Origin of the sequence: Marinomonas arctica, assembly GCF_003259225.1 — a bacterium.
GTDB lineage: Bacteria > Pseudomonadota > Gammaproteobacteria > Pseudomonadales > Marinomonadaceae > Marinomonas > Marinomonas arctica.
The window spans coordinates 1-12,114 of sequence record NZ_QHJF01000036.1 but is presented as its reverse complement, the minus strand read 5'-3'; the positions used below and the strand labels follow the sequence as shown (position 1 = coordinate 12,114).

At 39.8% G+C, this 12,114-nt stretch carries 11 protein-coding genes and 1 tRNA gene; 9 read left to right on the top strand and 3 right to left on the bottom strand.

Going from position 1 to position 12,114, the window contains the following annotated elements; genetic code table 11:
• Position 1: 1 nt before the first annotated feature.
• A complete protein-coding gene (locus DK187_RS18750; RefSeq protein WP_223232231.1) occupies positions 2 to 844 on the bottom strand; it encodes an amidohydrolase family protein in 843 nt (280 codons plus the stop codon).
• A gap of 201 nt (positions 845 to 1,045) precedes the next feature.
• Between DK187_RS18750 and DK187_RS18745 the strand changes: the two genes are divergently transcribed.
• Both DK187_RS18745 and DK187_RS18740 read left to right on the top strand, forming a co-directional pair.
• Positions 1,046 to 1,783: a GntR family transcriptional regulator gene (locus tag DK187_RS18745; protein ID WP_111608851.1), complete on the top strand. Its 738-nt coding sequence runs from the start codon at positions 1,046 to 1,048 to the stop codon at positions 1,781 to 1,783.
• 113 nt (positions 1,784 to 1,896) lie between these two features.
• Positions 1,897 to 2,226, top strand: coding sequence for a DHCW motif cupin fold protein (locus DK187_RS18740; RefSeq protein ID WP_111608850.1), 330 nt, complete (start codon positions 1,897 to 1,899; stop codon positions 2,224 to 2,226).
• An 87-nt stretch (positions 2,227 to 2,313) separates the two neighbouring features.
• On the opposite strand, the gene DK187_RS18735 is transcribed toward DK187_RS18740, so the two are convergent.
• The gene (locus tag DK187_RS18735; RefSeq protein ID WP_111608849.1) at positions 2,314 to 3,261 is read right to left on the bottom strand and encodes a GlxA family transcriptional regulator; all 948 of its coding nucleotides are present in this window, start codon (positions 3,259 to 3,261) and stop codon (positions 2,314 to 2,316) included.
• A gap of 127 nt (positions 3,262 to 3,388) precedes the next feature.
• Between DK187_RS18735 and DK187_RS18730 the strand changes: the two genes are divergently transcribed.
• Positions 3,389 to 3,910, top strand: coding sequence for an isochorismatase family protein (locus DK187_RS18730; RefSeq protein WP_111608848.1), 522 nt, complete (start codon positions 3,389 to 3,391; stop codon positions 3,908 to 3,910).
• A gap of 171 nt (positions 3,911 to 4,081) precedes the next feature.
• Positions 4,082 to 4,158 (top strand) — tRNA-Ile (locus DK187_RS18725).
• 73 nt (positions 4,159 to 4,231) lie between these two features.
• On the opposite strand, the gene DK187_RS18720 is transcribed toward DK187_RS18725, so the two are convergent.
• The gene (locus tag DK187_RS18720; RefSeq protein WP_111608847.1) at positions 4,232 to 5,584 is read right to left on the bottom strand and encodes a hypothetical protein; all 1,353 of its coding nucleotides are present in this window, start codon (positions 5,582 to 5,584) and stop codon (positions 4,232 to 4,234) included.
• Between the two features lie 121 nt (positions 5,585 to 5,705).
• Here DK187_RS18720 and DK187_RS18715 point away from each other — a divergent pair, with 121 nt between their 5' ends.
• The 5 genes from DK187_RS18715 to DK187_RS18695 all read left to right on the top strand — a co-directional run.
• Positions 5,706 to 5,921, top strand: a complete 216-nt coding sequence (locus tag DK187_RS18715; RefSeq protein ID WP_204355661.1) for a helix-turn-helix domain-containing protein — start codon at positions 5,706 to 5,708, stop codon at positions 5,919 to 5,921.
• A gap of 197 nt (positions 5,922 to 6,118) precedes the next feature.
• Positions 6,119 to 6,394 carry a hypothetical protein gene (locus DK187_RS18710; protein ID WP_111608846.1) on the top strand — a complete coding sequence of 92 codons (276 nt, stop codon included), beginning with the start codon at positions 6,119 to 6,121 and terminating at the stop codon, positions 6,392 to 6,394.
• A 2-nt stretch (positions 6,395 to 6,396) separates the two neighbouring features.
• Positions 6,397 to 8,118, top strand: coding sequence for a type IV secretion system DNA-binding domain-containing protein (locus DK187_RS18705; protein WP_111608845.1), 1,722 nt, complete (start codon positions 6,397 to 6,399; stop codon positions 8,116 to 8,118).
• Positions 8,118 to 10,592, top strand: a complete 2,475-nt coding sequence (gene mobF / locus DK187_RS18700) for a MobF family relaxase (protein WP_111608844.1) — start codon at positions 8,118 to 8,120, stop codon at positions 10,590 to 10,592. Before DK187_RS18705 ends, mobF begins: the two co-directional genes overlap by 1 nt.
• A gap of 169 nt (positions 10,593 to 10,761) precedes the next feature.
• On the top strand, positions 10,762 to 12,114 hold a 1,353-nt coding region (locus tag DK187_RS18695; RefSeq protein ID WP_204355660.1), incomplete at its 3' end, for an STM2767 family DEAD/DEAH box helicase.

Sequence of the window (12,114 nt, the reverse complement as noted above, 5' to 3'; positions counted from 1 at the left end):
ATTAAAATTTAAATAGCTTGCTTGGGTTCGTTATCAGGATCTGCTTGCGTTCATCCATGTTTGGCAGTAATGCTTCCATAAACTGGTATTGTTCTGGGTAATCGGTTTGTGATTCGAACTGGGTATGTGGCCAATCACTGCCCCACAATAAAAGCTCTGAGTGTCCATAAGCTGAGCGCAAAGTGGCTAACATGGTTTGTGCTTGCTCAAGGTTGGCATCACAGCGATAGGCCGCTGACACCTTGGTCCAGATAGGTGCACCGCTGCTTAATAAGTCTAAGAAATCTTGATGGGCTGGATTGGATACTTGAATGCCCGTTGAAGTCCGTCCAAAGTGATCGACAATGATCTCTACGCCTGATTCTAAAATAGCCGGTAGAAAACTGGCTAAATCGTCGATTTCTCGCTGAATTTCTACCACCCAGTTGCGCTGTGCCAATTTGCCAAAAAAAGTCTGCCAAAGCGGTGAGGTGTAATCTTCCAGCGGCTTTTTAATAAGATTAAGACGAATGCCAACCACGCCGTCTGCGTTCAAATCGTCCAGCTCTGTATCGCTGATGCTTGGATCGACAACGGCAATGCCTTTTAACTGTGTCGCGTATTCGCGCAACGCGGCCAGCATAAAGCGGTTGTCTGTACCCAAAAAGCTCGGTTGAACCAACACACCGTGAGACACATTATGTTTGGCTAATTGGCCTAAAAAATCTTCGGCCAGTGCATTGTATTCAGGTGCGTATCGACGCTGTTCGGCCATGGGAAGGTCGGTGCGAAATAGGTGCGCATGAGTATCAATGCCTGTTATTAATGGTGATTGATGCGTCATCGGAGAATCGTGTTTTGTCATTTTTATTATTCAATGTGAAAGGTTAGTGTAATTTTTTGTAATTCATATATATGAATATATGTTTATATGACCAACAAGTCAACAATCGTGGACGTTCTGTAAACAGAGCATTAGAATGGGCCTTACTTATCAACAAGAACTTACTAAACAGAGCTCACCAACAAGAGCTTGCTAATAAGAGCTTACAAACAAGAGACGACAATGACTTTTTTCAAGCATGGGCGGGATAAACGTTTGCCGCTGTATCAACAGGTACGTGATGAATTGCTAGAGAACATCAGCGCAGGAATTTGGTTGCCGGAGAAGCCCATTCCGACAGAAAGTGAATTAACCAAAAGCTATGGCGTGGCCATTGGTACGATCCGTAAGGCGGTGGATACGCTAGTGAACGATGGTTTGCTTTATAGAAGCCAAGGTCGTGGCACCTTTGTGCGTCGACCAGATTTCAACGCTTCGTTGTTTCGTTTTTTCCGTCAAATGTCGTCGGATGGCCGTTTTGTCATGCCGAAAAGCCAACTGTTATCAAAAACCATGAAACAACCGTCTAAGCACATTGCTGATGCGTTAAACCTTAATACAAGGGACCACGCCATTTGTCTCGAACGCCTGCGATTTTTGGAAGAGCGTGTGGTACTAACGGAAGAAATTTGGCTACCTGAGTCACTTTTTTCCCGACTGATCGATTTAGATTTATCCGAATTTGGTAATTTGTTATACCCATTTTACGAACAAGAATGTGGCCAACTTATCGCCTCAGCAAGAGAAACCTTAACGATCCAATCGGCCAATACGCGCATTGCGGGAGCGTTAAACATCGCAGAAAACAGCCCCGTTGCGGTGATTGAGCGGGTGGCTTATGGTTACGATAAAACGCCCTTGGAATACCGTATTTCCCATGGTGCTGCTGAAACATTTTGTTATCAAATCGAGATTACTTAAACCGTTAAGATAGTGCTTGACCAACGCCGCTTGCTAACGCTTACTACTGGTTATGTTATGCCGTGCAAATGGGCGGTATTTTGTAACGAATAGAAAGACTTTAAGGCGTTAATATGAAGATTACCGATTTACCCTTTGGTGTTACCGATTGGCAAGGCGTGGAAAAAACCACCCACAAAGGTGAAAGTGGCTTTGCCTACTGGCAGACCAAACAATTTGGCGATATTCGTGTGCGGATCGTGACTTATTCGGCGGGTTATTTAGCCGACCACTGGTGTACCAAAGGTCACATTCTTTTTTGCATGAGTGGCGAGCTGAAAACGGTCTTAAAAGACGGTCGTACCTTTGTTTTATCCGCAGGCATGAGCTATCAAGTGGCCGACGATGCCGAACCGCATCGTTCTTCCACAACAGAAGGCGCAACTCTGTTTATTGTTGACTGATAGTTGTAGATTGAGCACGACTAATAGATAGAAAAAAGCAAAACCACGTAGGTGATTTTGCTTTTATATTTTATGCTCCTTAATCGCTTAATTGGCTGTTATAGAAGACACAAAACGTTGCCGAAAAGCGCTGGGCGTTAGCCCCATAATTTTTTGAAAGGCTTTACGACAACTCCCTACATCTTCATATCCTACCTCCAGGGCGATGCTTTCGAACGGCTGTGTTGTTTCCTCCAACTTGTCGCAAGCGGCTTGAATACGAAGTCGCTGCAAATATTCATTGGGGTTGAATCCAGTACATTTGGAAAAACGTCTTAAAAAGGTTCTCGGTGTGAGTTTGGCGAGAGCGGCCATGCTTTCGGTGCGTTGCAGTTCGGCAAAATGCCCTTGTAAATGATGTTGAACCGCCAGAATCGCCGCATCGCCATGATCGAAATTTGGCTGGAATTGCTGATAATAGCGTTGTTCTCTTTTGCCGGTATCAACGACTAACGTTTTGCCTAGCTGACGAACAATATTGACATTCATCAAGGCTTGTACCAGCTCCATCGCCAAATCCACCCAAGACATCATGCCACCGGCGCTGATCACATCGCCTTGGTTAATCAATATCTTCGACGTGTCCATTGCTTGCTTGGGGAAGTGTTCTTTAAACAAACCTTCCAGCGCCCAGTGTGTTGTCATCAGTCGTTTATCCGTAATACCTGTGTAAGCCAAGAAAAACGCCCCAGCGCAGGCACTGCAAAGCATGGCGCCTTGTCGATGTTGTGCGATTAAAAAATCATTGATGCTGGCATTTTTCTCGCTGTAACTGGCTTTCTCCAAACTGGGAGGCAATAACACCGCGTGATAAGGTTGTTGGGTTGCTTGTTTGTTGAGCAGGTCGGCTTCATACAAAATATGCGTGGTGATGCGAACTTCTAAGCCTATCTCTGTGCAGGCTTCAGTGGCAAGTTCGAACGTCTCGGCAAAACCATAAACCGCCGACAAGAGAGAATGAGGATAAGCAAGCACAGCGATTTGATAATGTTTCAAGGGAAATACTCATTTTGTCAATTTTGGCTTTTAATATGGCAAATTTGACACTGTAATGGAACCCATCGTTTTGCGATGCTAGGGTTCTTGATAACGATCTTTGCAAACAACAGAATAGGAGTCGACCATGAGCCGCACCGCATTATTAGTCATCGATGTACAAAACGATTATTTCGACAATGGAAGCTTTCCTTTATGGAATACAGAGCAGGTCTTAAAAGAAATCCTTAACGCCATTCAAACCGCGAAAGAGCAAGATACCGCTGTAGTCCTGGTGCAACATGTGGCTGAAAGTGAATCACCACTATTTGCTGAAGGCAGCGAAGGGGTTAAATTGCATCAAGCCATTTTAGACGCCGCACCAGATGCGCCTATCGTCACAAAAACACACGCCGATGCGTTTCAAGAGACAAACCTGACGCAAGTACTAGAAGAGCTAGCGGTAGATCGCCTAGTGATCTGCGGCATGATGACGCAAAACTGCGTGACACACACGGCGATTTCAGATGCTGCTGATCCTTACCAAGTCAGCATCCTGCCAGACGCTTGCACCACCCGTGAAGAACTGCTGCATTTTATTGCCCTAGAAGCGATTCAAGCAAAAGTGACCTATACCGACATTCAGCACGCATTTGAGCGTGTTAATTGATAAGTAAGAGCGAATCAAAAGCCGAGTTGAAGACAGTGGTGTAGTAGATAGACAAAGTGATTGGTTGAAAAAACGTCAGATAATCAACCACTTTCGAAAAATTATTACATATAAATGGCATCGACTTCTTGGCAAGCGGCGATCATGTCGATATAATCTGCAACGCTTTTAGGGCCTGTAGCTCAGTTGGTTAGAGCATCCGACTCATAATCGGCAGGTCCCCAGTTCAAGTCTGGGCAGGCCCACCATATAAAATAAGCCCCGATAGGTTGGTGAAGACTGACTTATCGGGGTTTTTTTATTGTTCGTGCTACATGGGTGCTACATCTCTATTGAGTCTTTGTAAGTGTTGATCCGTTTGCGTACATTTGAAGCTTTACTTTTTATTGTTTGGCTGGGTTTTAGTTCCATATATCCTTCACTGATTTCGGACTTTACTATATCAATATAGGTCATTTTTTGTTCTGTGTGTTTTGAGTAGTAACGCTTATCCCTTTCGTTTCTTTCTAATTTTTTCGTATTTGCAACTTGGAGCACGAGGTTTTCGATATTGAGAGCCTGTAGCAACCAGTAAGGGTGAAGTGAAGTTTCGTAAGTATTGTGCAGTCCGTCCACTGAATAGAGCTTCTTTGTGACATCTTCAAAAGATACTGAATTTGCGATGATTTGACTAAGAGTTTCTTTTAGGTGAGCTAGAGAACTCACAAATTTCAACAAGATAGGCTTACCGGTTTTATCCCAATCTCCATAAAGTAAAGAGTCAACTATAAAAATTATGCCTTCATTAACTTGGAATGAAATACCAATGATTTTATCAATGGGAGTATTAATTCCAATTAACTGAAACTCTTTAAAACCGACTGCCTTTCTCAGCGATTTATATTCCTCTAAGGCTTCCTTGAGATCTTCATTTATTTCCCCTTCTTTACCTTCCAATGAGCTAAAGACCTTTCGCGCCATTGTATAATTCTTATTTCCATCATAGTGACTAGTTTTGTGAAGATCACAAACCTCATTACCTGCTGATGTTCTGTAGCAGTACTTACATAGTTCAAATTTTTTTAGCTTATGATTGAGGGATTCTTGTCTGTTTTGAGTAGCGTTGGCGGAGAGCTGTATTTTTCCTGATGAGTTGATTCGAGATAAGAAATTAAACTTATTTATTACATCGTAAGTATCTATAATTAAAAACTTTAATATTCTTAGATCTTGAAAAATTATCTTTATCAAATTTTCTGTTGATTTTGACTTTAGTTGATCCGTAAATATATCTATATATCTTTCTATGCTGTATAGCTCTTCATTATCTTGTTTTGACCAATAGGATATGGTCAAAAAATCGGGGGCATCGATTTTAATTTGTATCCATTTTAACATTGTTATATCCATGTATTGACGGTTTTCATCATGGAAAGTCAGATAAGTTCTCTCTATCCCTAATATCACTTTTTTAATTTCATTTTTTAGCCTTTTTAGAAAAGGTTCATATTTTCCTTGGCGAGTATGAGTTAAAGAAAAGTTTTCAGATTTATTACAATATTCTATAAGCCGATCCACCGAGTCTTTGCAATAGTCACTCATTTTTATATAGACGTCTTTGTCATCGGTACGAATATGGTTCAATGTTGTAATAAGTTCGTTTTTTATTTGGTCGTTTTCGGTTAAATCTGCCATTCCTATTTATTCCCTCACTGAGCTGCTATGTGGTCAGGCGCACTTTTTTTTAACATTCTAAAAGTGCGCAGCTGAGTTGTTGGTCGTAATCTATCTCCGTCAACCAGAAGGAGACGTTATTGTGACAAATAAAATTAAATCAAGTTTGGTCAATCGTGAGCAAGCAGCGCGATACCTTGGAGTCAGCTCACAGACTTTGAGTCTCTGGGCTTGCAATGGGCGCTATGGATTGCGTTATGTGAAGATTGGACGTAGAGCAATGTATCGTGTTTCTGATCTAGAGGATTTTTTAGATCGTCGTACGATTACTCATTGTGGGGAGTTGAAAGATGAATAAATTAACTGTTTTTCTATCAGACCCCAACGCACCTGACGATGCATCCAGTGATTTGTTGAAACCAGAGCTATCGCTTGAGTTACTTACAGAGTAACTGATTCCAGTTAGCGAATTGATTTCATAATTCTATTATTAAAAATTTAACAAATTCAATTATTTAAAGCGGATTTCATTGAAATCACGCTCAAGGGATTCTTATGTCTAAAAAAAGTGTAAGTAGGGCAATCACTGTACGTTTTTCAACGTCAGATTATAACCGCATCGTGAATGATGCAGAACAGAAAAATGAGTCTGTAGCGGAGCATATTCGAACCATCATTTCATCTAATGACGAACAGCTATCTCTAGACCAACGGTTCGTAGATCTAGAACGTCGCATCACTCACAAAACGTTTTCTATTGTTTGTGCCGTAGCAAACTTATCAGACCACGAGTGTGAGATTGCTAGACAGCGTTTAAGCGGAGGTAATTAATAATGAGAACTACACCAAACGAAAAAACACAGGATTGGAATTCGATTTTTCTATTATTTGGAATTATTTTTATATTTTTATTTTTGGGTTCTATATGGCTCACATGGAATTGGCTAACGTGGTGGGGGGGGATTTTAGAGTACTCAAAATACTTTGTTAGTTTATTTAAAAAATTAGTATTAGGTGGCTCTGGCTACGATTGGAATAACTATTGGGATTGGTTAGAAAGAGAAAGGTTAGTAACACATTTCTACCTTCATTTAATAATTCCATTATTATTTTCATTGCTGGTTTCTTATAAATTAACAAAAAAACTAGCTTGGGTAGAAGGCGGTCTTGATCTTAGTAGACATGTTGAGGGCGCTAGGCTTTACATAGGGAAAAGAGCGATATCTATTGCTAAGAGAAAGGCAAAAAAGACTCTCAAAAAGGCAGGAAGAAAAAGCAGGGGCATTAATATTTATCCAAATTTTTCCCTAACAAAAAAAGAGGAACAGTCAAATGTTTTAGTTTTAGGTACTGCGGGTGGAGGTAAAAATACAGTTATTTTACCAATGATAGATCAGGCTATGAATAGAGGCGACAAGGTTTTTATTTATGATGAAAAGAAGGAATTTACCTCTTTTTTCTTGAGCAAAAAAACAATTTTGATTGCACCTTGGGATGGTCGGTCATTCATGTGGGATATTGCTAACGATGTTCTCAATGAACATGATGCTGAAATGGTCGCAAGTAATTTAATTCCAGATAGCGGTTCGAATGACCCTATGTGGATAAAGGGAGCTCAACTAATTTTTACTGGGATGTTAGTGAGTCTTTTGGAAGAGGGAGAACCTTGGGGCTGGGATAGTATTACGCAACGTATTCAGCTATCCCAATCTGAAATGCTGTCTTTATTGCAACGTCATTATCCTATTGCTGCATCATTTGTTGTAGAAGGTTCTAAAACAACCCAAGGTTTTTACGTCAATTTAATAGCAGAGCTGAGCTGGATCGAGACTCTGGCTGTAGCGTGGCGAGATTCCGATAAGCCAAGATTTTCTATTCGAGAGTGGGTGAATAGCAATCATAAAAAAGTAAGAAATACGCTCATTGTGCAGTCTGATCCGCGATATAAATCGATTGGAGCACCATTGTGCAACGCGTTATTGTCGCTGATGACAAAGCACTTTTTATCTCAACCCATGAGAAATGTTCGAGATACTTGGTTGTTTATTGATGAAATGGCAAACCTTCCACCAAACCCGAGTATTAAAATGTGGCTGGAGTTAGCGCGAGCGCGTGGCGGACGAGCTGTTTTTGGAACTCAATCAATTTCACAGATCAAGAAAAATTATCAAAATGATGCTGATACGATTTTAAACCTATTTTCTGTTGTGGTTGCTATGCGCGTAGGTAGTGCAGGGGGAGAATCTGAATATGTTTCCAATATGCTCGGTGATCGCATTGTTGAGCGGCCATCACAGGTTGGTAAAGAAAAAACATGGCAGCGGTCTAGTGAACCTGTTGTTAGTGAACATGATTTAACTCACATTGAAATGCCAACCAAAAAAGGTGTTATAGGCTATCTTATGGTGCCAAGTTGGGAAGGTGTATTTCGTTTGCAATGGCCGCTTTATAAGAAAAAAACTATTGCGGAGGAGCACGTTCCTGCTAAATGGTTAACTGAACGTCCAAAAAAAGAGAGTCAACCTACAAATAAATTGTTTGGAGGGCGCTCATAATGCTTACGATCTCTCCAATCCGAACGATTTCATACTATACCAACCTCGCAGCCGAGGACTACTACCTCGGCTCAGGAGAACCACCTGGCGAATTTTATGGGCTAGGGTGTCGTAGTCTGAAGTTGCATGGTAAAACCGTAGAAAAGGAGTCCTTAGAGGCTTTGATCAATGGAGGTGCGCCTTCGGGCGCTCCTCTTGTTCAAAATGCATATTCAGATAAACGTCGATTAGGGTGGGATTGCACGTTTAGCGCGCCTAAGTCGGTCTCTGTTGTGTGGGCTAGAGCTGATGATGAGTTAAGAACTAAAGTGCAGGAAGCTCAAACAATAGCTGCCAAGCGCGGTATTGATGCATTAGAGCGTTATGCAGCTTTTACGAGACGAGGAAAGGCTGGAGAGACTTTAGAGCGCACGGCTGGGTTAGTTGCTGCAACTTTTAATCATTGCACGTCGAGAGAGCAAGACCCGCAATTACATACACACGCTGTGATCTGTAATGTAGCACCACGAGCAGATGATAGTTGGGGTAGTGTTGAGTCCCGCAAAATTTATCAATGGCAAAAAGCGGCGGGTGCGTTATATCGAGCGGAATTAGCAGCACAGATGAAACAGCTAGGCTTTCAGATTGAAAGAGATGAGGATTCATTTCATGTCAGTGGTGTTGATAAAGAGCTGTGCGAGCATTTTTCAAAAAGATCAAAATCTATTCGTGAGGAGCTAAAAAAACAGGGAGTCGATAGTAGTGCTAGCAAAGCGGGAGATTTAATAAAACTGGATACCCGAAAAGAGAAAGGGTTAGTTGATCATCAAGCATTGTTAAAAAGTTGGCAAAGTGAAATGGATAGTATGGGCTTTCATACTGAGACTCTACAGTCTATACAAGCTGAAGCTCTTTTGGATGCTGAATTGCCAGAAGACGATCAAATTCTGTATTCAATTACTGACAAAAAGGCGACTTTTAGGCCTCAAGACCTATTTTATCAAACAGCTATTCAATCCGTTCAGAGCGGAAGTAACGCTGCTGAGTGCGAGAAAAACGTTAAGCGATTGATCAGAGATCAGGAGGTTGTAGAGTTAAGTGCAGAAAATCCGTTTGAACCTCAATACACTACTAAATCGGTTTTAAATTGTGAGCGCATGATGATACAAACCGCACGTGATTTATCGCGTCGTTTTACTAAAAGCCTATCTGAGCCTGAAATTCAAAGAGCTTTGAAAAAGGCTGAGTCGGAGCTCGTTTTCCCTTTTGATGATGAGCAAATAGAAGCTGTATACAATGCTCTAAACGGGCCTGATATTTCGATTGTGCAAGGCTCTGCTGGTGCAGGAAAAACGACCTTAATGTTAGCAGCAAGACATGCCTATAATGAGAGGGGTTACAAGGTTTTAGGTGCCAGTATTGCAAAAAAGGCGGCAGATAACCTTCAAGAAGAGACAGGTATTCAATCAGTAACAGTCGCCTCACTGATTAATAAAATCACGAATGGCACTAACCCTCTATCATCTACGGGAGTTTTAGTTGTTGATGAAGCTGGTCAATTACCGAGTACTGATCTACAAAAGCTAACGCACTGTGCTTATCAGGCTCAGTGTAAATTGATCCTTACTGGTGAAGACAAGCAGCTTGATGCGATCAATAGAGGTGGGTCACTGCGCTATCTATCAAATCCTGAAGTAATTGGTACACAGCGTATTGAAAATATACGCAGGCAACGAACAGCGTGGGCTCGTGAGGTGGTGGCAGATCTAAGGGACGGAAAAGCAGAAAAGGCACTTAAAACGCTTGATGAGAAAGGATGTCTTCATTTTCACGAGAATGCAGAAAATACTAAAAAAGCGTTAGTGGATGATTGGCATAAGTATCAAAAAGCCAACCCTGAAAAAGCCTCTCTTGTCATTGCACAGCGATGGACTGATGTTCAAGAAATTAGTAAAGCAATTAGGGATATTCACATATCAGAAGGGCGAGTAGGCCAGGAAAATATTTCGCTTTCGTGTAGCGTGGCTGACAAGTCGTTTAAAACTGAGTTTTCTAAAGGTGACCGTATTAAGTTTTGTCGTAATGATTATAGAAAACTTGGTGTAACTAATGGTACGTTAGGAACTATAGAGTCTATTCGAATTGTTGAAAGCGAAGATGTAGAGTTTTCAATAAGAGCGGATGATGGCCGTAAAGTGAGCTTTTTATCCTCAGAATATGCGGATGAAAAAGGGACGAACTTGTGTCATGCATATGCGCTGACAGTATACAGTTCGCAGGGCACAACAGTCGATGGAAATACATTTGTTTACCATACAAAAGTGATGGATAGAGCTAATATGTATGTTGCTATGAGTAGGCATAAAGATAAGTCTCATATATATACATATGATCATTCTTTTTTATATGTTTCTGATTTTGTAAGTGATGCTAAATTTAAAATTCTAGCTATAGAGAAAGAAAAAGATCTAAATTATATGGCTGCCGATATTTAATTTTTAAAGAAAATTTTATTTAGAATTGGCTTTTTCAATTCTATTGGTGAAAGGATGTTTCTATGTTAAGCGAAAGTGTTTATGTTGGTTTGGAAGAGTCGGAAATAAAAAGGAATATAGTTAAAGACTATAGGGTATGGTCTAAAAAAAATCTCTCTCAAGTTTTTTTTTGGTTGATACTCCATCTCTCGATAGAAAATATGAATATGAATTTGATGATGTTGTTGTTGTTCTTTCACCTGGATATAAAATTTGTTTTATAAATTTAGGTGATGAAGAAAGTTTTGATGATTTTTGTGATGATTTTTGTGAAGATTTAGGTGTTATTTCAGATAATTTTGAATACAAGGAAAAAATAGGGCGTCCAAAAAAATGGAGGAAAGAAGTTTCTGTAGAAGTTGATTATTCTGAAGTAACTAGCATTGATGAATTGATGCGAAATAATAAGGTTGATGATCTAAATGAAAAAAGAAAAATAGAACTTATAATTTCTCTTGTTACAGGTAGTATAAATGATGTCAAGAAAATTGATATTGAAGAGAAAGATAATCTTCTTGATATAGTCAAAAATAAAATAATGCTTTTTGATGTTGACCAAACTAATTTTATCTACGATAAATCTAAAGATCCTGTGATAAGAATGCAAGGGCTATCAGGAACTGGGAAGACTGAGCTATTACTTCATAAACTAAAGGAAGTCTATTTATCATCAGATGAATCAAGGATTCTTTTTACTTGTCATAATAAAATTTTAGCTAAAAATTTAAGAGAAAGAATACCTTCATTCTTTGATTTTATGCAAGTTAAAAAGCAAATACATTGGCAAAAAAGGCTCTGGTGTATCCATGGATGGGGAGGGAAAGGTGATATAAACTCAGGTACATATAGGTACCTTTGTGATTTTTATAATTATGATTATGAGACTTTTTATCGCGGAATAGATGTTTCAGGTGTTTATTTTAGACTTGCTGAACATATTAAGAAAAACCATCCTGATTTATATGCTTTCGATTATTCTTTTTTAGATGAAAGTCAAGATTTTCCAGAAAGTTTTATAGGTTTATTAAATGTTTCTACACGTGAAAGTGTTTATATCTCTGGTGATATATTTCAGAGTATTTTTGATGAGCCTGAAGAGTCTGATATAACTCCTAAGTATACTTTAAATAAATGTTATAGAACTGATCCAAGGACTCTGATGCTTGCTCATTCAATGGGTATGGGGCTTTTTGAAAAAAAGAGATTGCAATGGTTGAGTGATGAGAGTTGGAAGGCATGTGGTTACCAAGTAAAACATGATAATAGTAAGGTTACTTTGAAACGAGAGCCTATAAGACGATTTTCCGATGGTTTTGATATCTCATACTCTAGTGTTTTGCTTAAAGATATAACTGGTCATTATAGTAATATTTATAAAACGGTTTTAGCATCTATTCAAGAAATAAAAGATGAGAATGCGTATTTCGGTGATTGCGAACGCTTGTTTCGGTTTATTCCGAACACCTGGACCAGCACTTTTTCT